Annotated in this window: 17 protein-coding genes, 1 tRNA gene and 1 pseudogene; 8 read left to right on the forward strand and 11 right to left on the reverse strand. The window is 73.4% G+C overall.

Annotated features, from left to right (window positions below; all coding sequences use genetic code 11):
- Positions 1 to 329: pseudogene (locus PT931_RS22035) on the reverse strand (Hsp70 family protein); the annotation flags it as partial.
- A 222-nt stretch (positions 330 to 551) separates the two neighbouring features.
- Between PT931_RS22035 and PT931_RS22040 the strand changes: the two are divergent.
- Positions 552 to 1,919, forward strand: coding sequence for a hypothetical protein (locus tag PT931_RS22040; protein WP_456247658.1), 1,368 nt, complete (start codon positions 552 to 554; stop codon positions 1,917 to 1,919).
- A gap of 147 nt (positions 1,920 to 2,066) precedes the next feature.
- Here the strand turns inward: PT931_RS22040 and PT931_RS22045 are convergent, their stop codons facing one another.
- The 3 genes from PT931_RS22045 to PT931_RS22055 all read right to left on the reverse strand — a co-directional run bounded on the left by PT931_RS22045 (position 2,067) and on the right by PT931_RS22055 (position 6,353).
- Positions 2,067 to 3,764: a hypothetical protein gene (locus PT931_RS22045; RefSeq protein WP_456247659.1), complete on the reverse strand. Its 1,698-nt coding sequence runs from the start codon at positions 3,762 to 3,764 to the stop codon at positions 2,067 to 2,069.
- Between the two features lie 271 nt (positions 3,765 to 4,035).
- The gene (locus PT931_RS22050; protein WP_456247660.1) at positions 4,036 to 6,195 is read right to left on the reverse strand and encodes a hypothetical protein; all 2,160 of its coding nucleotides are present in this window, start codon (positions 6,193 to 6,195) and stop codon (positions 4,036 to 4,038) included.
- Between the two features lie 28 nt (positions 6,196 to 6,223).
- Positions 6,224 to 6,353, reverse strand: a tRNA-OTHER gene (locus tag PT931_RS22055).
- A gap of 130 nt (positions 6,354 to 6,483) precedes the next feature.
- On the opposite strand from PT931_RS22055, the gene PT931_RS22060 reads away from it, so the two are divergent.
- On the forward strand, positions 6,484 to 7,563 hold the full coding sequence (locus PT931_RS22060; protein WP_456247661.1) for a hypothetical protein: 1,080 nt from the start codon (positions 6,484 to 6,486) through the stop codon (positions 7,561 to 7,563).
- A 78-nt stretch (positions 7,564 to 7,641) separates the two neighbouring features.
- On the opposite strand, the gene PT931_RS22065 is transcribed toward PT931_RS22060, so the two are convergent.
- Entirely contained in the window at positions 7,642 to 8,760 is a 1,119-nt protein-coding gene (locus PT931_RS22065; RefSeq protein WP_456247662.1) for a glycosyltransferase, read from the reverse strand.
- A 120-nt stretch (positions 8,761 to 8,880) separates the two neighbouring features.
- Between PT931_RS22065 and PT931_RS22070 the strand changes: the two genes are divergently transcribed.
- The 4 genes from PT931_RS22070 (at position 8,881) to PT931_RS22085 (ending at position 12,476) form a co-directional block, all read left to right on the forward strand.
- Complete coding sequence (locus PT931_RS22070; protein ID WP_456247663.1) at positions 8,881 to 9,510, forward strand: DUF2238 domain-containing protein; 630 nt, start codon at positions 8,881 to 8,883, stop codon at positions 9,508 to 9,510.
- Between the two features lie 234 nt (positions 9,511 to 9,744).
- On the forward strand, positions 9,745 to 11,076 hold the full coding sequence (locus PT931_RS22075; protein WP_456247664.1) for a helix-turn-helix domain-containing protein: 1,332 nt from the start codon (positions 9,745 to 9,747) through the stop codon (positions 11,074 to 11,076).
- 162 nt (positions 11,077 to 11,238) lie between these two features.
- Entirely contained in the window at positions 11,239 to 11,385 is a 147-nt protein-coding gene (locus PT931_RS22080; protein ID WP_456247665.1) for a hypothetical protein, read from the forward strand.
- Between the two features lie 173 nt (positions 11,386 to 11,558).
- Entirely contained in the window at positions 11,559 to 12,476 is a 918-nt protein-coding gene (locus PT931_RS22085) for a hypothetical protein (RefSeq protein WP_456247666.1), read from the forward strand.
- Between the two features lie 115 nt (positions 12,477 to 12,591).
- On the opposite strand, the gene PT931_RS22090 is transcribed toward PT931_RS22085, so the two are convergent.
- Positions 12,592 to 13,035: a VOC family protein gene (locus PT931_RS22090; RefSeq protein ID WP_456247667.1), complete on the reverse strand. Its 444-nt coding sequence runs from the start codon at positions 13,033 to 13,035 to the stop codon at positions 12,592 to 12,594.
- 264 nt (positions 13,036 to 13,299) lie between these two features.
- Between PT931_RS22090 and PT931_RS22095 the strand changes: the two genes are divergently transcribed.
- Entirely contained in the window at positions 13,300 to 14,448 is a 1,149-nt protein-coding gene (locus PT931_RS22095) for a winged helix DNA-binding domain-containing protein (protein ID WP_456247668.1), read from the forward strand.
- A gap of 38 nt (positions 14,449 to 14,486) precedes the next feature.
- Here the strand turns inward: PT931_RS22095 and PT931_RS22100 are convergent, their stop codons facing one another.
- The 4 genes from PT931_RS22100 to PT931_RS22115 all read right to left on the reverse strand — a co-directional run bounded on the left by PT931_RS22100 (position 14,487) and on the right by PT931_RS22115 (position 21,133).
- Positions 14,487 to 15,512 carry a hypothetical protein gene (locus PT931_RS22100; protein WP_456247669.1) on the reverse strand — a complete coding sequence of 342 codons (1,026 nt, stop codon included), beginning with the start codon at positions 15,510 to 15,512 and terminating at the stop codon, positions 14,487 to 14,489.
- A gap of 191 nt (positions 15,513 to 15,703) precedes the next feature.
- A complete protein-coding gene (locus tag PT931_RS22105) occupies positions 15,704 to 18,934 on the reverse strand; it encodes a S8 family peptidase (protein ID WP_456247670.1) in 3,231 nt (1,076 codons plus the stop codon).
- A 120-nt stretch (positions 18,935 to 19,054) separates the two neighbouring features.
- The gene (locus PT931_RS22110; protein WP_456247671.1) at positions 19,055 to 19,666 is read right to left on the reverse strand and encodes an exonuclease domain-containing protein; all 612 of its coding nucleotides are present in this window, start codon (positions 19,664 to 19,666) and stop codon (positions 19,055 to 19,057) included.
- A 240-nt stretch (positions 19,667 to 19,906) separates the two neighbouring features.
- Positions 19,907 to 21,133 carry a serine hydrolase domain-containing protein gene (locus PT931_RS22115; RefSeq protein ID WP_456247672.1) on the reverse strand — a complete coding sequence of 409 codons (1,227 nt, stop codon included), beginning with the start codon at positions 21,131 to 21,133 and terminating at the stop codon, positions 19,907 to 19,909.
- Positions 21,134 to 21,353: 220 nt separating this feature from the next.
- On the opposite strand from PT931_RS22115, the gene PT931_RS22120 reads away from it, so the two are divergent.
- Positions 21,354 to 21,902 carry a hypothetical protein gene (locus PT931_RS22120; protein ID WP_456247673.1) on the forward strand — a complete coding sequence of 183 codons (549 nt, stop codon included), beginning with the start codon at positions 21,354 to 21,356 and terminating at the stop codon, positions 21,900 to 21,902.
- Between the two features lie 22 nt (positions 21,903 to 21,924).
- On the opposite strand, the gene PT931_RS22125 is transcribed toward PT931_RS22120, so the two are convergent.
- Entirely contained in the window at positions 21,925 to 24,192 is a 2,268-nt protein-coding gene (locus tag PT931_RS22125) for a SpoIIE family protein phosphatase (protein ID WP_456247674.1), read from the reverse strand.
- Positions 24,193 to 24,343 lie beyond the last annotated feature (151 nt).

Here is a 24,343-nt window from a genome sequence, read left to right on the forward strand (position 1 = left end):
CCCCCGGCCGGCTCGACCCCGGCATGGCGGGCCTCCACCGACACCCGACGCAGAATCGCGGCCAACAGAKCCGGAACGGCCACCTCGGTCTGGCCGAGCAGCGCGAAACCCTCGTCCACACCACGCTTGGGATGCGGCTCGAACCGGTCYGGCGCCGTCCGCGCGAGCCGTTCGGCGTCCTTGCCGGTGAGTAACTCACCAGCCGGGTCGATGAACACCCCCGACGGCAACATCGGCGAACCATCGAACAGGAGAGCCCGCACCGGTTGGCCGTCGCGGCGCACGACGGCGACCGTGTGCGACGTGCCGAGGTCGACTGCCAGCCGCACTTTCCACTCCCCCGCAAGATCCGAAAGGAGGATCGTAACCACCCCTGAGAAACGCCGCGAACGGTGAGGTCCCGGCGCCCCGGAGCGCAAGCCTCCCGAGTCCAGGAGGATCCACGTCCGCGGCGACACGAGGGAGTTCGGCGGTCGCACGTCGGGGACCGGCTCGACGCACTCTCCTAAGATGCGCCTTGAGCTGCGCGACTGTTAGCCGAGGGAGCACGAGTGAGCGAGTACCACGTCATCGATGTGTTGGGTTCTGCGGTTCGGTCCGCCCTCACCGGGGCCGAGACGGCTCCCGAGCTGATCCGGCGGGTCCTCGAGGAGGACTCGTGGCGCGGGTTCACCTCCCCGGGTGGTGACCAGGTCAGCCACGAACGGTTCGACGCCTTCGTCACCAGCGCCCCGCCGGTGGGACTGGGGCAGTCGATTCCGGACCTCGTCCAACTCGCGGCCGGCGATCCCGCGACGCTCGGACTGATGGCGGCGGCGCTGGGGGTTCACCCCGCCGACCTGGTGCCCTCGTCAGCGCCACAGCCTGCCGCCGCCGACCCCGTGCCCTCGTCGGAGCCACAGCCCGCCGCCGGAGACGTGGTCGACCAGGACGCCCACCACTTCGGCGGGTACGTACGGGCGGGTGGTTGGCTGTTCGGTCTCCTGGTCGCCAGGAACGTCCGCCCCGGGAGCATCGACAGGCAGTCGGAGTCCGAGTCCGGCCCGGCCCCGGCACCCTGCGCGCAACCGTCCAAGGTCTCCATCGCCGCCTTCGCGATCAAGGCGGGCTGCTCCAGGGACCGGGTCATGAGGTTCTACCGCGCGTGGGAACGCGCCGCGGGCGCGGGTGTGGTCCCCGACTTCGAGGCGCTGACGCCGGGCGTCGACATCGAACTGCCCGAGCCGCACCTGTGGTCGGAGTACTTCACCTCCTACGAACGCGGCAGTGACCGCCGCGAGAGCATCGCCGAACAGGCGGAGTCAGCGGGGACCAGCTACGGCGACGCGGTACGCGTCGCCGAACACCCCACCGCTCTGCGCACCGCGATCCTCGGCGATGCCCGGACGGCGGAGGCTGCCAGGAAGGCGCTGGTCGACAGGCTCGGCGACGATCAGGAGCTCCAGTCGCAGTTCGCCCGGGACATCGCCGCGATGCCCGCCCTGAGAAGGGCGGTGTCCGACGAGGCCAAGCGCACCGACCAGGCGGACTACGTCCGCAAGATCGCACAGAGCGGCAAGGCCCGCATCTCCTCGGGGGAGATCGCGCTCACCGAGGAGGCCGTCAGGAGAATCGCCCAGCACCTGCCGGCCGAACTGCCGGAGGAGGCCACGGCGGAGGAGGTCACCACGGCGTACGAGACGGCTCAGGCGCTGATCGCCGAAGCCGTCGAGGCGGACCCCGAGACGCAGCTGCAGGAACGCAGGCACCGGTTCCGGCGTGCGATCACGACCTCAGCGAAGCAGATCGAGTCCATCGACGCGGACGGTGTCGCGGACCTCGCCGACGACGAGATCCGCGACACCCTGATCGCCCTCCAGCAGAAGATCAACGTCCTCGCGAACCAGTTGAGGAGTACTGAGCTGCTCCGAGCGGTCTGACCAGCGGCGGCGACGCGTCCGGCCGTTCGCGGTCGCCCCGTGTCCCGTATGCGCGGCCCGGGAGATGGCGGGCCCGCCGGCGTCCCGCGCGGCGCGCACGTCGAGCTGGCCGGCCCGTCGGGGCGCTCCCGACGGGCCGGCCCAGGCTCACACCCGTACGGTCGCGGAGCCCACCCCGGTGGTGCCGGGGTCGACGAGCACCGTGTACGTGCCGCTCACGCCCAGGGTGACGCGGGTCAGCGTCACGGTCGCCCCGGCGGAGCTCTTGGTCGCCAGCACCGTTCCGTCGGGCGCGCGGAGGCTGTAACTGGTGGACACCCCGAACGTTCCCCCGGTGACCGCCACGGTGACCTGCTGCCCCGCGACCCCGACGAAGGACACCACACCCCTCTGCCCCGGGCCGGTGAGGGACACCACGACCCCGGGGCCGCCCGACGTGGCCGTCACGACGACGTCGGCGGGCACCGCGTAGATCTGGGCGGTGATCTGACCGGTGCTGGTGGTCTGCGGGTCGAGCAGCAGGGTGTGCTCGCCGGACACGGTCAGGACGACCGGCTCGATGAAGCAGGACACCCCGCAGTTCATCGCGGTGACCAGCACACCGCCGTCGGGCGCGAGGACGGAGACCTTCGCGTTCTTGGCCACACCGAACGTGCCGCCGGTCAGTGCCGCCGACACCCGGTCGCCGGCCGCACCCGTGAAGGTGACCTTCGCGTCGCGGCCCGGCTGGGGAAGGGCCACGACGACCGCCGGGCCGCCCGGCGAGGCGGGCACCAGCAGTGGTGAGGCGTCGACCAGAGCCAGGTCGATGCTCCCGGTGGACCAGCCGAGCGGGTCGTAGAACAGGGTGTAGTCACCGGTCACGGGCAGGGTGAGGGTGTCGTAGAAGCAGGTCTGGCCGCACTGCTGGTTGGCCTTCGCCACGGCGACCCCGTCGGGCCGGCGGACGGTGGCGGCGCCGCTGGCCAGCGTGCCGCCCGACAACCACACGCTCACCTTCTGCCCGGCGACCCCGGCGAAGGTGACCGTGGTGTGCTGGCCCGGGGTGGTGGAGGTGATCCGCAACGGGGCGCCGCCGACGGCCGCGCTGGTCGCGGTGTGCGTCACGTCGTAGGCGGTCACGGTGATCGAACCGTTCGCGCCGCCGCTGAACACCCGGTGGTACCAGAGGGTGTAGTCGCCGGTGACGGGCAGCGGGAACGGCTCGACCATCGCGTTGTTCGACGCGTTGACGGTGGAGTACACGAAGCCGCCGTCGGGGGCCGTCACCGTGAGCCCCATCTGCTGGGTCCCGAAGGTGCCGTTCTCCAGCCGGAGCCCGAGCAGGTGCCCGGCGACCCCGGGTACCGTGAGCCGCGCGCCCTTGCCCGGCCGGTCGAGGTCGACCGGGAACGGAGTGCCGTCCACGGTCAGCGTGCCGGTGACCGGGGACATGTCGACCAGGCCGACCACGAAGGCCTGCTGCCCGGCGTTGTCCAGGACCAGCTCGTAGTCGCCGACCACGGGCAGGCCGATCCCGTTGAGGTCACACGGCTGCCCGCAGGACCGCAGGTCGTAGACCTGCCCGCCCGGGTGCCGAAGGTGCACGTAGGTGAGGGCGGTGCCGCCGACGGTGACGTTGACGGAGAGCACCCGGTCGGGCTGGCTGGTGGCGAAGGGGATGATCGCGCGCTGCCCGTCGGTGACCCGCGCGGCCGTGACCTGCGGCCCGTCGATGGTGGCAGGGACCACGACATCCGGCTCGGCCGCCGAGGCCGGGGCGGGCACCGCCAACGCCAGTGCGGTGAGCATGCCGAGCCCGGCCGCACACAGCCGGCGGGTCACCTGGGCGGAGAGAGGTCTCATCCCCAGACCGTAGCCGCAGCGGGGCGCAGCAGTGACGGTTACATCGATCACTGAGGATCCCTTCGTTGCCCCGACCTGCGGCCAGGGAGTCGGGTCGGAAAGCCGATAGGCCTGAAGATGTCTCGTGAGGTTCGCAGAGGCCACTGAGAGTCGACTCAGAACCCACTCAGAGGACCGCGCGCCACCCGGACGCCTGAGTGCGGACCGCATGAGGAACTCACGTGCGCGGCGTGCCGGTCACTCCCCCGGCCCGGGTGAGTGAGGGCCTCTCTCAGGCGGGGATCAGTTCGCTGAGGCGGTCCAGCGTGTACACCTCGGAGCCGTCCGGCAGGTCCTCGGGCACCGCGATGCCGACGAACACCACCGGTCCGTCCGGCCGGTTCCCGTCCCAGGTCGTCACCTCGGCGCGGGCGCGCCACCGGTCCACGAGGTAGGACACGGTGAGGTGCCGCCGCTCCATCAGCGCCCGTACCCGGTCGGCCGTGGTGAAGGTGTTGTCCTCCACCCTGTTGAACGACGGCGTTCCCCCCAGGTACAGGTGCAGCCAGACGGCCTGCCATCCGTGCTCGCCGTGCACGAACACCATCGGCAACGCCACCCGACCCCGGCCGCGCAGCTGCGAGCGCGCCCGCACGGTCCGCGCGTCGAACGGGGCGCCCGCCTGGTCCGGCGCGCGGACCTGGTACCCGAACATCGACTCGGCGACCTCGTCGAACGACTCGCCCGAGTAGATGTTGACCTGCGGCACCACGTAGCGCGCGTCGACGGCCCGTGGCACGTCGATGAACTCCGTCGCGCCGTTCCTCGCGTCGGTGACGTCGCCGGAGTGCACCAGGCCCTGGTGGCGCAGGTTCGTCCAGGACACCTGGCCGGCGCCGCGGAACTCGTCGTCGAGCAGCAGCACCGACAGGTCGTAGTCGGTGCGGCGGCCGGACTGTCGCCAGTACGTGAAGAAGCGCAGCACCTCGCCGGAGACCGACGCCCGCGAACCCCTCGGCAGCACGGCGAAGCCGCCCTCGGCCGCCCTGCCGGACAGCGGCAGCGCGACGTCGAGCACCGCCGGGTCCACCAGCAGCGGCCGGTCCAGCTCCGGCAGCCGGGCGCCGATCCGGTCGTCGAGCAGGGCGGACAGCTCGGCGATCAGCTCCGCCGGCAGCGCGGGCCGCTCGTCGGGGCCGACCCACGCGGAGCGCGAGCGGCTGGCGTACATCCGGGCGGACGCGGGCGTCAGCCGGTTGTCGACATGCTCGCGCAGCGAGAGCAGCACCCGCCCCGACGCCGAGCCGAGGGCACCGGTGACGGCGCCGGTGACGGTGGCGCGCTCTGCGGCCGACGCCAGCCGCAGCAGCCGGTCCGCGGACCGCAGGAGCAGGCCCGGCGCGGCCGACAGCACGGTCGCGGCCGTGCCGATGTCCGCGGCGCGGATCGCCGACTCCGCGCGGCCGGCGAGACCCGGCGCCCGCCGCTCGCCCCGTGCGACGGCGAACACCTGCCGGGCGTGCGGCCACTGGGGGTACTCGTGCGGGTGCAGCCGTTCGCCGAGCCGCTTCCACCGCTCGGCGTGGCGCGCGACGTCACCGAGCTTGCGCGGGTCGGCCCGGACCACCTCGTCGAGGGCGGCCAGCAGCACCCGCCGTTCCGGGCGGCGGAAGGCGCGCATCCGGGTGGGCGTGAGGAGCGCGGCGTCCCCGTCGGAGACCTGGCAGGCCAGGCGCAGCACGTCGGTCGTGGTGTCCACGCCGATCAGCGGGCGGCCGAGGACGAGCCGGATCCCGTTGAGTACCGCGCGGTTCTCCCGGACCGGGATCCCGGTCGGCTGCGCGCCGTCGAGGCGGGCGACCGCGAGCTCGCCGAGGATGGCCAGGTCCGCCTCGCCGAGTGGCGTGGTGCTCCCGGCCAGGGCCAGGTAGAGGCGCTCGGCCTCCACGTCGGTCGGGTCGCCGAGCCGCAGCAGCGTCAACCGGTCGCCGGCGCCGGTGATCAGGTCGTCGTGCGCGGCCAGCAGGTCGGCGTAGGTGTGCTGGTAGGTCCCGTAGCCGGGCAGGTCGAGCAGGTTCACCCCGCCCGAGGCGAGGAGGTCGCGCAGCCGCGCGTCGGTCGCCGTGCCCGAACCGGCGAGCACGGCCGCGCGCAGCCGGTCCGTCCAGAACTCGAGGGTGTCCGGTACGGCGTGCGGGAAGCCGATGAAGTAGGCGTTGTGCTGGACGTGGTCGCCGACCAGCTCGCGCACCGCCGCGACGACCGTGGCGGCCAGGTCCAGCGCCGGTCCGGGGGCCAGGCCGCCGATGTGCTCCAGCAGCGCCCGCGACGCCGAGAACCCGACGTCCAGCAGCGCCGCGTCCAGCTGCCGGGCCACCGGGGTGCCGTCGCCCGTCGGGCCCGTGCCGGCCGGTACCCGCAGGGTCCTCTGAATGATCAGCTTCTCGAGCACGTGGTCCCCCCGTCCGGCGGTTGTCGTGTGGTGGGCCGCCGGGGATTCGAACCCCGAACCCTTCGATCCAACAAGGAGAAGGAAGCGCCTCCATGACCGCACAGGCGGAGAGCGGACGCGCTACTCAGTCGAATGCTCTGCCATTGAGCTAGCGACCCGCCGTCGATCATCGCATCGCCCGGCCGGCCCGGCCAACCGATTCCGCCCGGACCGCGCGTCGTCCGCCCCGGGCCTCATGGCCATGGAAACCGGGTTGCGCCCGGCCCGCCGAGGGGCTGGGATCCTGCGGTGGACACCATTCTCGCCGCCGCCTCCCGGGCCCTCGGCCGACCGCTCTCCGATCCCGTCGACCTGGGTGGTGGCAGCCGTTCGACCGTCCTGCGGTGCCGGACCCCGGACGGGGCGACCGTGGTCGTGAAGGCGTACGGCGACACCCCACACGCGATCGGCGGTTTCACGGCGGAGGCCACCGGGCTGGCGTTCGGGTTGGCCGGGCCGGAGCTGTTGGCCGTGGACCGGGACTTCCCGCTCGTCGTGCTCGCCGATCTCGGCCCGTGGCCCACCCTCGCCGACGTGCTCCTCGGCGACGACGCGGGAGCCGCGCGCGACGGGGTACTCGCCTGGGCCGCCGGACTCGGCGACCTCGGGGCGCGCGCCCACGGCCGGCGGGCGGAACTGGCGGAGCTGCGGACCCGGTACGACAGGGACGAGCCCGGCGCGGAGAGCGACCCCTGGCTGCTGACCAGCATCCGGAGGCTCCCCCACACCCTCGCCGCCGCCGGTGTCACCCCGCCGCCGGGACTCGACGCCGACCTGGCCGACCTCGAGGCACTGACCGACGACGCGTACCCGGCGTTCACACCCGGGGACACGTGCGCCGACAACAACCTGCTCACCCCGGACGGGCTGCGGCTACTGGACTTCGAGGGGGCCGGGTACACGTCGGCGTTCCTGACCGCCGCCTACGCCCGGATGCCGTTCTCCAGCTGCTGGTGCGTGTTCCGACTGCCCCCTGACCTGGCCCGCCGCGCCGAGAACACCTACCGTGCCGCGCTCGTGCCGGGCCACCCCGAGCTGGCCGACGACAGCGTGTGGGGGCCAGGGGTGCGTCGGGCGGTGGCCGCCTGGACCCTGACCGTGACCGACTGGCTGCTGCCCTCCACACTCGACGCCGACCGGCCGATGCACAAGGTGCGCCGGTCCCCGACGGCCCGGCAGCTCCTGACCCACCGGTGGCGGCTGCTGGCCGACGAGCTCACAGCTGCCGGGGAGCTGCCGGCGGTGGCCGCGACCACCGGGATGTTGCTGGAGCTGACGAAGGAGTGGGACGCGCCCGGGCTGGGGCTGTTCCCGGCGTTCGAGGGCTGATCTCCGGGGCTGTCGTCGATCACCGTCACGTCGATCGTCGGCGGCACGGCCCCCGCCGAGCGGCCCGCACGTGCCCCGTCAGCCGCGCAGGCGCTCGAGCGCGGCGACGGTGGCCGCGACCCCCGGCAGGGTGCCGATCTCCGCCTGGATCCGGGCCGCGGCCAGGCGGTGGGCGGGATCGGCGAGCACCGCCGAGACCGTGTCGCGCACGTCGTCCGGGGTCGCGGTGACCGGGTCGATCGCCCGCCCGACGCCGAGTTCGACGCAGCGCGCCGCGTTGTGCGGCTGGTCGGCGCCCATCGGCAGCAGGACCGCCGGCAGGCCGTGGGCCAGGGTGCCGGTCACGCTGCCCGAACCGCCGTGCGAGACGACGAGGTCGCAGCGCGGCAGGAGTTCGTCCTGCGGGATGAACCGTTCGATCCGCACGTGGGCGGGCTGCGGACCGAACCCCGCGGGATCGATGTGCTCGCCGACGGTCACGACGATGTCGGCGGGCAGGTCCCGCAGCCCGGCGAGGACCCGGGTGTGCAGGTCCGGGTTGGTGTAGATCGTGCCGAGGGTGAAGTAGACGGTCGGCCGCGCGGCGGTCGCGCGGGTCGGGACACCGCCGGTGGTCCGGTAGGAGAACGTCGTCGACGGCAGCGGCGCGGCCGGACTGCGAAAGCTCGGCGCGAACGGCGACAGCACCAGCCCCCGCTCCAGCATGGCCAGTTCCGGATCGAACGGCAGGCCGAGCTCGGCCCGCAACGCGTGCAGCGGCTCGGCGACGGTCTCCGGGCGCAGGAACGTCCCCGCCGCCAGGACCAGCACGGTCGCACAGGGCAGGTCGTGCAGCTCGGCGACGATCGCGGCGCCGAAGTCGACCTCGTCGCGGACCACCAGGTCGGGACGCCACTGCTCGACGATGCCGGGCAGCACCGCGGCGTGCCGCCGGGCACCGGTGCCGGCGAAGCCCTCCCGCAGGTTCCGCTCCTCCTCCGCCGGGTCGCTGGGCTCCAGCGGTCCGTGGTCCGGCGTGCTCCTGGGCCGGACCGGGCTGGTGGCGAACGCGGTGAACCCGGCCGCCTCGATCGTGGCGAACATGACTCCGCTGCCGGCCACGGCCACGGTGTGTCCGGCCGCCTCGGCGGCACGGGCGATCGGGACCAGCGGGTGGAAGTGGCCGCTGCCGCCGATGAAGGTGAACAAGATCCGCACCGGTCGGATAGTAGTGGCACGGACGTCGCCGGGGTGCCCCGTCACGGACGAGGGGCTTTCCGGTCTCGAACGCGTCGCGGGGCACCCGCCCCCTGGCGGCGGCGCGACACACTGGACGGCATGCGTCGAGGTGCACTGATCGCGTTCGCCCTCCTGTTCGCGGCCACCTGGTGGCGGCCCCCGTGGCCGGTCGAGCAGGCTCTGCACCACTCGCTCACGGTGCTCGGCCTCGGGCTGCTGTTCTGGGTACAGCGCCGCCGGCCCCTGCTCCGGTCGTCGTTCCTGCTGGTCCTCGCGTTCCTCGCCCTGCACACGGTCGCCGCCCGCTGGCTCTACTCCTCCGTGCCCTACGACAACTGGACCGACGCGCTCCTCGGCTTCCGGCTGTCCGACGCCCTGGGCTGGCAGCGCAACCACTTCGACCGTCTCGTGCACCTCGCCTACGGTCTGTGCCTCGGACCGGTGCTGTGCCGGTACCTCCGGGAGGCGCTGCGCTGGCCCGCCGTCTGGGCCGCGCTCGGCGCGATCACCCTCGTGACCGCCACCGGGGCGCTGTACGAACTCCTCGAATGGGGCGTGTCGCTGCTCGCGCCGCCGGAGCTGGCCGAGGCGTACAACGGGCAGCAGGGCGACATGTGGGACGCGCAGAAGGACATGGCGATCGCGCTGCTCGGGGTCGCCGTCAGCGCCACGGTGTTCGACCCCGGGCTCCGTCGCTCCCGCCACCGGCGCGCGGCGGACGGTGCGTGACTCCACGAGTACCCGGAACAGGGTTTGGCCTTTCACGCCCGCCGCCCCCGACGAGCCGCCCGCGCCCCGGCAGCCTCGTTCTCGACGCTTCCACACCGTCGGGCCGTTCGGCCGCGTACCCGGTGCCGTGGTCCCGGCACGGTGCGCGCTGGCGGTGCCGTCGCGCGGGAACGCCGTACCACGATGCTGGTATGTGTCTGTGGAGATGCCACCGTCGCGCCTTACGGTTGATTCATGTCCACAAATGCCTCAAGAGCGGCACGCATCGACACTCCCTGGTGTCAGGAGCTGCGTCGAGTCGCCAGTTCGATGACCCGCGAGGAACTGGCCAGGCGCGCTGGCTACAGCAAGGCGAAGGTCCAGCAGATCCTCGGCGGCCACCAGGAGCCGACCATCGACGAACTCGTCCGCATCGGCGACGCGTTGCACATTCCCCGACTCCGGTTGCTGACGATCTCGGGTCACCTCGAAGGTCTCACCAGCCTCCTCGTCCACCTCGACCACCTGGAGCGGCAGGAGATCGAGGTCGCCAGGGCCGCGCGGGCCCTGCCGCTGGAGCCGCCGTCGGCCACGGCGTGGATCACCGACAAGGTCCTCGCGGACGGCTCCTTCACCGTCACCGTCCGGCCGCGCTGGGAGGGGGACGAGCCTGACCGTCGTCTCCACTACGCCGATGTGGTGAGCCTCGAGCCCGTCACCGGGGCGCCGAACTCCCCGGCCACGAAGCGACACCTGGAGACGATTCTCGAACGCGAACTGGCGTGGTTCGGCGCCAGCGTGCAGAGCGCCCGATGCGACAGCGATCCCGAACGCCGCCCACTGTCCGTCTACGTTCCACGATTCTTCGCCAACCGCCAGTCCGCGGAAGCGCCGCTGCCGGGACTGCCGAGATCCATCGCCGTTCTCGGCGGCCACTGGTGCGGGTCGGCGGACGTCGCGTCACTGCTCGGGCGGGCCTTCCACTACGACTACAGCCACGTCTCCTTCGTGGCATCGCGCATCTTCACGCACCTGACCCACCGGTGGGAGGAGCCGCACCGCAGGCGGGACCGGCTCGAGGTCGTGCGCACCTACATCACCGCCAGTGACATCGGACGGGAGCGGGTGTGGGCCGCCGACGCCGGGGACGACGACGCGGCGTCGACCGCGACGCTGATCGCCTCAGCGGCCAGGAGCAGGCGGACATCCTTCGTCATCAACCTCCGACCGTCCGACGAGCTCATCGAATGGTCCGCCGACATGAGACAGCAGCTCGAACACACGAGTCGGTCCAGGGGCGAGGACATCGGGATCATGCGGACCGCCCGGTCACGGGTCGACGAGATCCTCCGCCAGATGGGCGACAAGGTCCTGACCCTGACAGCGCCGCTCCCCGACGAGCGAACAGTCCCCGACCCCGGCATACCGCCGGCGTTCCTCGGCCTGTGGGCGAGCCTCGCCGAACGCGCGGTCGGCGAGCTGCACCGGACACACCACTTCCCGTTCGACGAGCGAAGGGCCCTCCGCCACCTGCGGGCGGTGTTCCGGACGGATTCGACCGTCCAGTTCCCGTGGCCCCAGGCATGACCCCGACGCACCTGCGATCCACGGCCGCGCCCACCCGTTCCCCCGTTCGCCCGCGTACCGGCGGCACTCCCGGGAGCACCGGAGGTCCACCGCACAGCGCACGGCTCGCGCCGGGCGCCGAACCCGGCCACCACCATCCCGCGCCACAGAAGGGACCTCGCCATGAGCGTGCCGGTCCACCCTGCCCGCCGTCCCGATCCACCTCGGGGACGTCGTCGCGGGCTCACCCTCTGCCAGCTCACCCGCATCGTCACGGCGTTGACCGGCCTCGTCGTGGCGATCGCCGAACTCGTCGCCGTGCTGCGATAGCGGCCCGGCCCGCCCGCCGGCCGCGGGGCTGCGGCGGCGGCGCGGCGGCGGGGCTCCGGCGCGGCGGCCGCGCGTCGCCGGCCGCGCTGTCCGAATCGCGACCACGCGAACCGGGAAACGCGGCGGTCTCCCTCGATACGCTGCGAGGCATCCCCAACCGGAAGGCGCCCACCATGGTTGAGATCCTCGGCGGCACGATCACCACCGACCCCTACCTTCCCGACACCGGCCAGGCCCCCGGCGCGAAGATGGTCCTCGTCTTCAAGCCGAACGTGGTGCGGTGCAAGGCGATCGACCCGAACGGCACCCCCTGGCACTTCCACCTCATCCAGATCGTCCGGGACACGGTGGCCGGTATCGGCGTCGGCGCGCAGGGCAACGTCGGTTTCCGGGACCGCTCCGTGACGGCCGGCCCTTCGGCCGGGTGGGCCCTGGACATGGAGTGGCAGGCCCAGGGGGACGCGAGCTACCGCGCGATCTCCGAGGCCCGCGCGGAGACCCTGCGGTCCCGCATCGCCGCACTGCCGGCGCTGATCCAGGCCGGCGACCCCACCGGCGCGCTGGCCGCGGAGCTGGCGGCGTGCCAGGCCCAGCAGTCCCTCGACGCGTTCAAGGTGAGCCACGCGGGCCGGGCGAAGGCCGCGGCGGTCACCAGCCTCGATCCGCGATACGCACAGCAGCGGATCTCCGAGCACGTCCCGCTGTTCACCACCAGGACCGAAGGCACGGGCGGGAACGCGTTGGTCCTGCCGTCCCCGTACGCGGTCGGGGTCACAGCCCGGGCCACGCTGCGCGACAACCCGAGCACGCCGGTCGCCTTCGACCTCCTCGGCATGGACTTCGAGACAGCGGTGCTGTTCGAGTACGGGCAGCCCGGCGCCCGGCAGAGCCGCTACGTCGGATCGGTCCGCTGGGGCTGGAGCCGCAGCGCCAACAAGACCGACGTGACACTGGTACCGCTGGCGGAGGTCAGCAACGCCGGCGTCAGCGCCCACTTCACCGCGGCGGTCACGCTGTGGAACGGGCTCACGGTCGCCGACCCGCGCAACGCACCAGCCCGCCTGCCCGTGATGACGATCCCCACCCAGTAGGGCCCGCGGGCCGGACGTCCGATGATGCGGCGGCCCCCGCGTCACCCGGCACCGGCCCGCGTCGGGCGTCGACCACGAGTCGACCTGGTCGCTCACCGAGGCTGCCGGCTTCGCGTCACGCGACGCAGAACTCGTTGCCCTCCGGATCCGCCATCGTCACGCCGTAGTGGCCGGCGGAGTCGCCGTCGTGCCTCGACAGCACAGTGGCGCCGAGCCCCGTCAGCCGCTCCACCTCGTCGTCGACCCGTTGGCGGCGCACCTCCACCGGGACCGACCGGCCACCACCCACCAACACGTCGAGGTGCAGCCGGTTCTTGAGCGTCTTGCGCTCCGGCACGATCTGGAACCAGACAGCCGGCCCGGCGCCGGCCGGATCGACGATCCGGTCGGCGCACTCACCCTCACCGAGCTCCGCCGCGGGCACGCCCACGCTCAGGTAGAAGTCCCGCCAGGTGGCGTGCCCCTCCGGCGGATCCTGCACCCGATAGCCCAGCGCGGCCGCCCAGAAGTCGACCAGCCGACCCGGGTCACCGCAGTCGACAACAAGCTGAAGTCCCATACCGGAGATCCTGCCCCAGGGGTCCGACATTTCTCAGACCAGCGGACCGGGTCGAACGACGTCGTCCTCCGACCGCACGTCCGCCCTGACGTAGGTGGCCTCGCCGCCGGCCGGGCGGATCTCGTTCTCCACCTGCCCGGCCCGGCGCCTCCCGCGATCCGTCTGGTGCTTCCGGCGGCGACGCTCGTTCCGCGAACGGGGCCTGTAGGCCCGGCGGTCGATTGCGGCCAGCTTCCGACCTCAATGACGTGCACCATGGGCTGCATGGAGATGACGTGGTCCGAGGTGTGTGCCCGGCGACTGTCCCGACACGGGTTGGGCGGGCCGGTCCCGGCCGCGCGGCTGGCCGAACTCGTCGGCGTCCTGTGCGGCGCGCACGCGCAGGTGATGTCGGCTGCGGAGCTGTCGGTGGGCGTACGGGTCGAGGGGATGACGGCGGCGGCGGTCCGCGAGGCGCTGTGGACCGGACGGTCGCTCGTGAAGACGTACGGGCCGCGCGGCACCGTGCACCTGCTGCCGACCGCCGACCTGCCGATCTGGACCGCCGCGCTCGGCGCCATGCCCTCGCAGGCGGCCCGGTTCCCCGCTGACGTGCGCCTGACCGGGGCCCAGACCTCCGAGGTGGTAGCGGCGATCGGCGCGGCGCTGGCCCACGACGAGCTGACCGCCGACGAGCTGGGGGACGCGGTCGTCGCCCGCACCGGGTCGTGGGCCGGCGACCTGGTCATGCCCGCGTTCCAGGGCATGTGGCCCCGCTGGCGGCAGGCCATCGCGACCGCCGCGCACCAGGGTGCCCTGTGCTTCGGCCCGAACCGGGGCCGCAGGACGACCTACACCTCCCCGCAGCGCTGGCTCCCCGGCTTCCGACCGGCCGACCCGGACACGGCACTCGCCGAGGTGGTCCGCCGCTTCCTGCACGGGTACGGGCCGGCCACGTCGCAGCAGTTCGCGCAGTGGCTGGCGGTGCCGAGGACCTGGGCGGCCGACCTGTTCGACCGGCTCGCCGACGAGCTGGAACAGGTCACTGTGGACGGCTCACCCGCGTGGGTGGGCGCCGGGGACACCGCGGTGCCCGACGGACCGCCGAGCGGCGTGCGCCTGTTGCCGTACTTCGACGCCTACGTCATCGGTTGCCATCCGCGTCAGCGGGTATTCCCCGGCAGGGCGGCCGAACGCGCGCTCGACGGTGGCCAGGCCGGCACGAAGGCGACCCTCCTCGTGGACGGCGTGGTGGCCGGGATCTGGCATCTGCGCCGGGCCGGCCGCAGGCTCGCCGTCACCGTCGAACCCTTCAGCGCCCTGTCCGCGCGCCAGCTCCGCGAGCTCGACGACCAGGTGGAGCGGATCGGCGTGATCGCGGGCGGCACGCCGGAGTTGACCGTCGGCGAGGTGACGGTCGGCAGCCACGCGTGACCGGTGGCAGGCCGAGGTCGACGCCCGGCCGGGCCCGCTCAGCCCGGGTGGTCCCGCTTCCACTGGTCGTAGCCGGCCTGCTCGACGGTGTAGTCGTCGTCCGGCGGGTCGGTCTCCGACCAGTTGCGGATCACCGAGCGCACCGCCGTGGCCAGCAGCAGGAGGCCGAAGGCTGTCACGATGACACCGATCGTCAGGTAGACCCACGACGGAGCGTCGTGGCCGTCCATCGTGATGGACATGACGCCGTCCGGCCCGGCGAAGCGCCGGCCGAACTCGGTGCCGCTGCCCTGCGCGATGGTGAGCAGCCCGTACAGCGTGATCAGGAGGGTGGCCAGGGCGCCGAGCACCCTGAAGAGCAGGTTCATCTTGTACGTCACGACGTAGCCCACGATGCTGACGGCCAGGAGCGTGCCCAGGATGGAGCCGATCACCTTGACGATCCGCCACGGGTCGCCGTCCACGGGGAGGGCGAGGCTCAGGGCGGTGACGCCGGCGAGGAATCCGATCCCGACCAGGACGAAGCCGATCCGGGGGAAAATGCCGGCGAGGATCACCAGGAGGCCGAACAGCAGGATGTAGGCGCCGAAGTTGAGCTGCGGGGACAGGTGGCGGGCCGCTTCGAGCGGGCCGGGGCCGCCGCCCAGGTCCGCGACGAACTGGGCCCGGGTGCTCTCGGGCACGTCGTGCTGGAAGATCCAGAGGAACTGGGCCGCGACGACGCACAGGCCGCCCAGTGCGGCGAACCGCAGGTACCGGGCCCAGCGGGTGGCCGCCTCGGTGCCCTTGTCCGTCCGGTTGACCGCGACGAGGCTCAGGACACCGGCGACGAGGAACGCGATCACCGACAGCCGGAAGCTGACCGGGGCGCCCAGACCGCCGAACCCGACCTCGCGGGCGGTGCCGAAGGTCTGGAACCCTTCGAGGTCGCTCAGCACGACGGTCTCGTACGGCGACTGGGGCGGCGGGCTGAACCGCACGGCGTACAGGCCCGGCAGGAAGTAGCCGACGGTGGCGATGGCCATGCCGGTGAGGGTCGTGTTGAATCTCGTCGTCGAACTCATGTCGCGACCCTCCCGAGTGCCGTGGCCCCGTCGTTCCATTGTGGAGACGTAGGGCGCGCGGGGAGACCCAGGTTCGGCTACCCGACACACGCGCCCCGGGAGAGCCGCTCGGGCCGGTCACACCAGTCGGACAGATCGGAGGCCCAGGACCACGGCCGGGCGGAGACCCAGGTCCCGGGCCCGGCGGATGGTCACCCCAGCCGATACGCCCGGATAGTCGTGGTCTGGACGCTGTCCCCGTTGGCGTCCGTCGCCCCCAGCCGCAGCGACACGTACCCGGTCCCGGTGTTCGCGTTCGGGTGGAACAGCACGGCCTGCCAGGCCGAGCCGGTGCCGCCGAGTACCCAGACCTGCCGCCAGGTCGCCCCGTCGTCGGTGGACATCTCCGCGCGGACCTCGCGTACGGTGGCCGCCGGCCCGGTCGGGGCGTGCTGGACGGTCAGGTCGAGGGTGAACCAGGAGTACCCGGATGCGGTGTTGAGGTCGTCGAGGTCGCCGGTGGGGCGGATCGTCATGAGGGCGGGGTGCTCGCCCCGCTGGCTGGTGAAGCTCCATCGGCTGTCGACCCGGGTGCTCAGCCGCGACCAGGCGTTGTCCCGCCGGGTGCTGATGTCCAGGGTGTACCTGCGCCGCTCCGCCGGCAGGTTGAACTGCCCGAACCCGGCCAGGGGGCTGGTGCCGAGGACGGCGCCGCCGTCGGTGAGCGTGGTGGTGCCGGACAGGTAGCCGAACTGGTTGTAGCTGTTCGCGCTGTGTCCGGCCTCGGCCGGGGCGACCATGTTCGTCATCACCTGCAGGGTGTCGCCGTACCGGTGCACGCCGTTGTTGAGGGCGGAGGTCAGCAGTTCCGGCCCGAACGCGGCCCGGTTCCACTCCTCCGGTCCGGCGTCGCCGGGGGCGTACCGGACCGGTACGGCCGACACCTCCCCGTCCAGGTCGCGCAGTTCCGGCACGTCGGCCGCGCGCTGGTAGAGGGTGCGGTACCAGGTGACGGCGGTGGTGTAGTACTCGGTGCGCCGGCCGGGCAGCGGCAGGGTCGCGTACCCGCCGCTGGCCCCCTGTTGTCCGGGCAGGTAGAACGGGTTCGCCCCGCGCGAGCCGAGGGCCGGTGCGCCCTGGGCCCGGTACCGGCTGTCCACCCGGCCGAGGTCGGCGTCGCGGACCCGGACCCGGGGGTCGGCGGGCACGCCGTCGCCGTAGGGGGTGGCCACGTGGTAGGCGACGCCGGGTCCGGTGAGGATCGCGTTGAGGCCGGCGGTGAGGCTGCCGGGCCGGGCGGCGCCGACCGGGGCGGCGTACACGGGTTCCGCGCCGTTGAGGCCGAGGCTCATGGTCAGCGGGGAGCCGGCTCTCGAGGTGAGCATCAGGTCCACGCTGGCGTAGCGCTGCGTGGTGCCGGGCCGGTCGGTGCCGACGGCGGCGAGGTTGCCGGTCCTGGCGTCGAGGACCACCTCGCGCGGCCCGTCGAGCGGGACCGGGAGCTGGTGCACGACGGTGCCGGAGCCGGCCCGGCCGGGCTCGCCGGCCTTCGGGGTGCGGATCCACGCGGTCACGCTGTACCGGCCCGCCGGCAGGGTCGCCGTGCCCACCCCGTCGCGGAGGGTGATCGCCGGGGTCGCACCGGTCTCGTCCTCGTACAGGCTGACGACCTGCCCGAGGTTTCCGGCCGCCGGCCGGCCGTCGCGGTCGACGAGCCGCACGGTGAGCTGGTGCTGCGGCGCGGTCGCGGTCAGGGCCGCCGCCGTCCGCGCCACCGGCTGGCCGTCGAGGTTCGCGGTGACCCGGGCGGTGTAGTCCCCGGCCGGGCCGAGCAGCCCGGGTTCGAGCAGGAGTCGCACGCTGGCCTGGCCGTGGGCGGGCACGAACACCGCGCCCTCGCTGAGCCGCCACAGGCCCGGGACTCCGCTGCCGACGAGGCTCAGGGTCAGGGGCGCGGGCGTCGGGCCGTCGTTGCGGTAGGTGAGGGTGACGGCGCGCTGGCCGGTCGGATAGGGCTGAGCGAAGGACCCGAAGCTCACCGCGCCGGAGGTGGCCGACACGGTGGCGGTGACGGCGCGGCCCACGTCCAGCCGGCCGGCGCCCTGGCCGTAGACGTCCAGGCCGTTGGGGACGGCCGAGCTGGTCAGCGCCGCCTTGAGCTGCTCGGCGGTCCAGCCGGGGTGCGCCTGGGCGAGCAGCGCGGCGGAGCCGGTGACGTGCGGGGCGGCCATCGAGGTGCCCGAGGCCGCCGTGCGCAGCGCGCTGACCGGTGAGCCCATCGACGTGCCGGCGGCCCGGGCCGCGACGATGCCCTCGCCCGGCGCGGTCAGGTCCGGCTTGACGGCCGCGTCGGCCAGCCGCGGCCCCCGGTTGGAGAAGTAGCTGAGCTGGTCCGTGGGGCCGACGGAGCCGACGGCGAGGGCCCGGTCCGCGACGGCCGGCGTGCCGACCGTCGACCTGCCGCCCGTGTTGCCGGCCGCCGCGACGAACAGCGGCCCGGAGCCGCCCGACAGCCTGTTCACCGCCTGCGACAGCGGGTCGGAGCCGTCGGTCGGCTGGCCGGTCAGGCTCAGGTTCACCACCCGCGCGCCCTGGGCCGCCGCCCATTCCATGCCCGCGATGACCGCCGAGTCCTGACACGACCCGGCGTTGTCGCACACCTTGCCCACCAGCAGATCCACCCCCGGAGCCACCCCGGGAAACCCTTGATGGGTACCGGCGACGATCCCCGCCACGTGGGTGCCGTGCCCGTGCCCGTCGACGGGGCCGGCCGGGTCCGCGGTGAAGTCGCGCGCCGCGGTCACCCTGCCCGCCAGGTCCGGATGGCCCGCGTCGTATCCGGTGTCGAGCACGGCCACCCGCACGCCGGCGCCGGTGAGGCCGCGGGCGCGGGCGACGGGTACCCCGATCTGGGTGTTGCTGGCCGCGTCGGCGACCCGGGACCGGCCGTCGAGCCAGACCCGCCCCGGCCCGCCGGCGAGCACCTGCGGCCACAGTCCCGCCGGCGCGGCCCGGAAGGTCTGCGCGGCCCCGCCGGCCAGGCTCCGGTCGGCCCCGGCCAGGCCCGGCATCCCGGTCACGATCAGCGGTACGGCGGTGGCAGCCCCGGCCTCCCGCAGCGCCGCCACCTCGAACAGCCGCCGGTCCAGGAGCCCGGCGGAGACCGGCTGCTCGGCGTCGGCGGGCGTGACGGTCACCGGGCCGCCGCGCGGGGCCCTCGTCACGAACCCGACGTGCTCCCGGCCGGGCCCGGGGCGGACCATGGTCGCCGTGCGGCCGTCGCGCAGCACGGTCACGTCCACGGCGTCGCCCGTGAGCAGGGCGACCTGGTACCGGTCCGCGACGGGGTCGGCCGCCGGGGCCCGGTCCGCGGCCAGCGCGGGCGGCACCGGGGTGAGGCCGGCGAGGACGACGGCGGCGAGAACTAGGGCCGGAACGCGCACAGTGGACACTCCCGACCTCAGGACGACTCGGTGGAGGAAACCGTAAAGTCTCCTCACCGTTAAAGCAATACGTCGGTCGATATGCGTTCGCGCCGACCCGGCCGACCGGGAGCGGCGCGCCTATCGGGCGGGGGCGACGAACGGGTCGTGGCCGGCGGCGAGCAGGTGCAGGAGCAGCGCGGCGATGTTGCGGGCGTCGTCGACACCCCGGTGGTGCCGTCCCTCCAGCCGCAGGCCGGCGATCTCCAGCGCCGCCGCCATGCCGGGCCGGCGGCGCAGGCCGTGCGCTTCGGTGAACACGGCCTTCAGGTTGATGTGCCGCGCCCCGAACGGGTACCGCACCCCGCCGGGGCCGCACTGGCGCTCGAACTGCCTGCGGTCGTAGTCGCCCCAGCTCAGCCAGGTCCGGCTGTCGGCGCGCTCCTCGGCGCGGAGGTTCGCACACGCGGTCGCGAAGTCCACCCCGGTGTCGACCTCGGCCTGGGTGAGGCTGGTGAGTTCGGTGCAGAACGCGCTGACGGTGGAGCGGGCGGGCCGGACGAGGATGCCGCGGGAGGAGATCCGGTCGCGGGTGGCGAGGTCGACGACGCACAGGCCGATCTCGATGATCTCGTTCACCTGGCCGGGGGGCGGCTGGCCCGGCCAACACGTGGCTTCGACGTCGATGACGTTCACGTACCGGCCGTGTTCCTCCGTGGTGGTCGGGGCCGTGGGTCCGGGGTTCTCTTTCATGCGGGGGACGGTAGCGGCGTACCGGCCGGCGGGCGAACGGTTTGTCGACGGGGCTCCGGACGCATCCGACGCCCGGCCGCGCCGCCCGGGCCGGTGGCGACACGGCCGCGGCTCTCCTCGGCGGGCGCGGACGTGGAGCGGGGCACTACAACTTCCCCGGATCCGACACGGCCGGCGAGGACATCCGCCGGCCGTGTCGCGGCGACCTCCCGACGGGCGACCAGCCGTGCCGGCCGGAGGTCAGTCCTCGAGGGCCTGGTAGACCGTGGTCCAGAAGTCGTGGATGAGCCGCGCCGGGTCCGGGACCGACAGGCCGACCTGGGTGAGCAGGACACCGGTGAGCTGGTTGTCCCGGTCGGCGTAGGCGGTGGTGCCGGTTCCGCCGTCCCAGCCGAACTGGCCGACGGGCGCGTAGTCGCCGCGGTAGGTGCGGACCGCCATCCCGAAGCCCCAGCCGCCCTGCTGCCCCTGGCCGAACGAGATGTGCACGGCGTTCCTGGCCAGGTTGCTCCGGACGGTCTGCTCCTCGGGCGTGAGGCAGTTGGTGGTCATCAGCTCGACGGCCGCCCGGGACAGGATCCGCTCGCCGTCGTGTGTCCCGTGGTTGAGGAGCATCCGGAAGTAGGCGTGGTAGTCGTCGACGGTGGAGACCAGCCCACCGCCGCCGCCCTGGAAGGCCGGGGGCTGGCTGAAGCGTCCGCCGTCGGCCGGGTCCCACACGGTGAACTCCCCGGTCCGCGGGTCGGGCGCGTAGCTGGGCGGCAACCGGTCGATCTTGTCGGCGGGGACGTGGAAACCCGTGTCGGTCATGCCCAGCGGGTCGAGGATCCGCTCCCGCAGGAACGTCTCGTACGACTGGCCGGTGACCCGGGCGACGAGCACGCCGACGACGTCGTGGCTGATCTGGTACTGCCAGTGCTCGCCGGGCTGGTGCATCAGCGGAAGCGTGCCCAGGCGGCGCATCCACTCCTCCGGCTCGGGCTGCGGCGCGGCGTGGCCGATCAGGTTCAGTTCGAAGATCCTGTTCATGATCGGGGTACCGATGGACGTCAGATCCATGCCCAGTCCGAACGTGGAGGTCAGCAGGTCCCGCACGGTGATCGGCCGCCGGGCCGGCACGGTGTCCTCGAGGGGGCCGTCGTAGCTCCGGAGCACCTGCCGGTCGGCCAGTTCGGGCAGCCACGGGTCGACCAGGTCGTCCAGGCGCAGCCGGCACTCGTCGAGCAGCACCATCGCCGCCGCCATCGCGACCGGCTTGGACGTGGACGCCATCCGGAAGATCGTGTCCCGGCGCATCGGCGGGCCACCGTCGTGGCGCATCGTGCCGATCGCCTCGACGTGCGTCTCCCCGCCCCGGCCCACCAGCGCGACGAGCCCGGGGATCCTGCCCGACTCCACGTGCCGTTCCAGCACGTCACGTACCCTGCGCAGGCCCTTGTCCGAGAAGCCGCCGTTGTTCGTACCCATGATGAATCTCCCGGTGTGTTCGTGGGTCTGGTTGCCCGATGCGTCGACGATCGCCGACCGGCCTGTCACCGGGCTGACCCCGTCCTGTCACCGCCCCTGACACGGTCGCGGTCGGGGTGCCGGCGGCGGGGTCCCGCAATCTCCCGGATCGCCCGCACGGCCGAAGTTCGAGTACTACCGTTCGGAATCAGGACCCATTTCTCCAACAAGGAGGATTCCCATGGAAGCAGCACGTTCCTGGATCCGCGACAACCCTGCTGTCAGGGACGACATCCTCGCGCGGTTCCGCGGCGACGCGCGCCTGGCGAAGGACGCGCTGCCGGACGCCCTGGTCACCAACCCCGACCTGTTCGTGGACCTCTCGAAGGAGTTCGTCCACGAGGCGGTCCGGCGCGACGCGCCCGCCGGGGTGGCCGAGGAACTCCTCGTCGCGGTCCGCCGGGCGACCGCGGGCACCCGCGCCCTGTCCCCGTACATGAGAACGGTGCTCCAGAGTCTGCGCGGGCTGCGCGATCCCGCCGAGCTGGAACCGGTGTTCCGGAACGCGCTCGCCGACGCGACCGACGCGGACCGCGGGAAGCTCGAAGGCGCGCTCGAACTCGTGCGGAAGTACGCCGCCGCGGACGGGGACTTCTTCGACCCCACCCTCGAGACGGAGGCCCCCGAGTTCTCGCCTGTCGACTGCGTGGCCTGTTGCGCCCTCGGGTGCGCGCTCTGCCTGGAACTGTGCGCCGTCTGCTGCGTCGCCGGATGCATCTACTGCGGCTAGCGGCAGCCGGCGGGCCGGGCGGCTAGTCGGCGGCGCGGGCCAGGAGCAGGGACAGGTCCCGGCCGCCCGCCAGGGCCTCCAGGTCCGGTTCGCGCGCCGCGAGCAGGGTCGCCAGTCCCCCGGCCAGCCCGCCCGCGACCAGGCCCTCGGGGTAGAGCAGCAGCCGGTCGCCGGGGTCCAGGACGCTCTCGGACTCGTCGTACCCGACGCCCCCGGCCACTCCGAGGGGCAGGCCGAGCGGGCCCGAGAGCACCCGGGGCGCGTCGGCCGCCGGGTAGAGCAGCGGGATCACCTGGCCGGCGACCGCCCAGCGGACCGACCGGCCACCGGCGGCGACCCGGGCGGCGACCATCGTGGCCATCCTGCCCGGCTCGCGCTGGCGCAGGTAGGCGTTGAGACCGGCGAGCAGGCCACCGGGCGCGAGGCCGGCGACCGCGTACGCCGCCGCCGCGTGCCGGAGCCGTTGGGCCGCCGCGACCGCCCCGTCCCCGGCCACCTCGCCGACGAGGAGCACGGTGCCGCCGTCGGGGGCCGCGACGATGTCGTACCAGGTGCCCAGGGCGCCGGACCGGCCCGCCACGGTCAGCCCGTCGCCGTCGTGCCGGGCGGGCGGCGGGGCGAGGAGTTCGTCGAGGAGCCGGTGCCGGCGGGCGGCGGCGGCCATCCCGGACTGCGGGTCGCGGGTACCCGTCGGCCGGGTGTCCGTGATGTCCTGCACCGTGCCGAGCACGCCCCACAGGGTGCCGTCGGGGTCGGTCTTCGGCTCGGCGGTCAGCCGCAGCCGCCGGCCGGCGAGGGTGCCCGCGCCGCGCACCTCGGTCCGTAGCGTCCGGCCGCCGCGCAGGGTGTCGTCGACGGCCTTGGGCACACCGGCCAGGTCGTCGGGGTCCACGAACCGGTCGACAGCGTCGACGGACAGCGGACCGTCGGCGGGCCGGCGGCCGGCGAGCCGGTACAGGCCCGGGGACCAGCGGGTCTCGCCGGTGCGCAGGTTCCACCAGAACGAGCCGGCGTCGACGACCTCCTCGGAGAACAGCAGCTGCTCGTGCAGCAGGTCCGACTCGGAGTGCGTCCGCCAGGTGACCAGCACCCGGTCCCACAACCGGGCGGCGTGCAGGTCCACCAGGTACGAGCCGCGCACGCCCTCGCGCTCCGGGGTGATCCACACGTCGGCGAGTTCCAGCGGCTCCCCGGTGCGGACGACCTCGGCGAGCGCCGGCAGCAGCACCTGGCTGCCGAGCTGCGGCAGGACCGTCAGGACGCTGCTGTCGGACATGTCGAGCCCCTCGACGGCGGCCAGTTCGCGGGCGGCCGGGCTGCCGCACTCGGCGTGGAAGTCCACGATCCGGTCGTCCTCGTACTCGGGCACCAGAACGACGGCCGGTCGGCGCAGCGCCTCGACCAGCAGGGGCAGCACACTCGTGTCCGCCCGGCCCTCGGCCCCGCCCTCGTGCGGGGAACCGGGCCCCGGGGCCGCGAGTTCGGTGAACCGGCGGGCGCACGGCTCGGCCAGGGCGTAGAGGTACGCGCACATGTCGTCGTCGGCCTCGAGCGGGGCGTCCCAGCCGAGGGTGACCACGCCGACGACCCGGTCCTCGTGCAGCAACGGCAGGGCGACGACGGCCCGCGACAGCCACCAGTCCTCCGCGGCCTCGGGCACCAGTACCGGCGAACGGGTCTGGGCGGCCGCGACCATCGGCAGGTCCTGGATCGGCGGCACCCGCTCCCACTGGCTGCGGGACTCGGCCGACAGGCCGGTGGCGCCGACGAGCAGCAGCGCGCCGTCGGCCTCGCTCTCCATCACGGTGACGATCGTGGGCGGGGGCCAGCCGGCGGAGCTGTCCGTCAGGGTCTGGGCGAGCTCGTCGTAGGACCGGGCGGTGGCGATCCGGGCGGACAGCAGCTGGTGCTGGGCCCGCAGCGCCTCCAGGTCGGCCGACACCGGCGCGCGGGCCGGCCGGGGCGCCTCGGGCGCGGCGAGCTGGTCCAGGGCTTCCAGGCCGGGCAGGCAGCCGTCGTCGAGGGCGGCGGGGGCCGGCGCACGGGTGGCGACCAACGCGGCGGCCAGCTCCACGAGCTTGACGTTGCTGTGGGTGGACAGCTCCACGAGCTGGTCGAACGCCGCCTGCGGGTCGATGGCCATCCGTTCGACCAGGACGCCCTTCGCCTGTTCGATGACGGCACGGTTGCGCATCGCACGGCGCAGACCGTCCCGCTCGCTGCGGAGGCGGGCCACCATGCCCGAAAGCGCTTCCACCGGGTCCGTACTCGCCGGTACTTCCTCCGTCATGGCCCCATCCGATCAGCCGTCCGAACTTTTGTCCAGCCGAGCACACCACGCGTGACGTCTCGTAAGCGTAGTGTGAGAACCGGTAGGCGCGCACGCTCCGGAGTCCAGCACGGGCCCCGGCGCGAAGGCCCTCCAGCGGCGCTCCAGCAGC

It is taken from the genome of Longispora urticae (assembly GCF_053902585.1).

Excerpts from the sequence above, each read along its gene's own strand:
- PT931_RS22045 (WP_456247659.1), bottom strand. The coding sequence starts at position 3,764 with ATGAGACCTCTCTCCGCCCAGGTGACCCGCCGGCTGTGTGCGGCCGGG.
- PT931_RS22085 (WP_456247666.1), top strand. The coding sequence starts at position 11,559 with ATGGTTGAGATCCTCGGCGGCACGATCACCACCGACCCCTACCTTCCC.
- PT931_RS22110 (WP_456247671.1), bottom strand. The coding sequence starts at position 19,666 with ATGAAAGAGAACCCCGGACCCACGGCCCCGACCACCACGGAGGAACAC.
- PT931_RS22120 (WP_456247673.1), top strand. The coding sequence starts at position 21,354 with ATGGAAGCAGCACGTTCCTGGATCCGCGACAACCCTGCTGTCAGGGAC.
- PT931_RS22075 (WP_456247664.1), top strand. The coding sequence starts at position 9,745 with ATGTCCACAAATGCCTCAAGAGCGGCACGCATCGACACTCCCTGGTGT.
- PT931_RS22115 (WP_456247672.1), bottom strand. The coding sequence starts at position 21,133 with ATGGGTACGAACAACGGCGGCTTCTCGGACAAGGGCCTGCGCAGGGTA.
- PT931_RS22070 (WP_456247663.1), top strand. The coding sequence starts at position 8,881 with ATGCGTCGAGGTGCACTGATCGCGTTCGCCCTCCTGTTCGCGGCCACC.
- PT931_RS22080 (WP_456247665.1), top strand. The coding sequence starts at position 11,239 with ATGAGCGTGCCGGTCCACCCTGCCCGCCGTCCCGATCCACCTCGGGGA.
- PT931_RS22090 (WP_456247667.1), bottom strand. The coding sequence starts at position 13,035 with ATGGGACTTCAGCTTGTTGTCGACTGCGGTGACCCGGGTCGGCTGGTC.
- PT931_RS22100 (WP_456247669.1), bottom strand. The coding sequence starts at position 15,512 with ATGAGTTCGACGACGAGATTCAACACGACCCTCACCGGCATGGCCATC.
- PT931_RS22125 (WP_456247674.1), bottom strand. The coding sequence starts at position 24,192 with ATGACGGAGGAAGTACCGGCGAGTACGGACCCGGTGGAAGCGCTTTCG.
- PT931_RS22095 (WP_456247668.1), top strand. The coding sequence starts at position 13,300 with ATGGAGATGACGTGGTCCGAGGTGTGTGCCCGGCGACTGTCCCGACAC.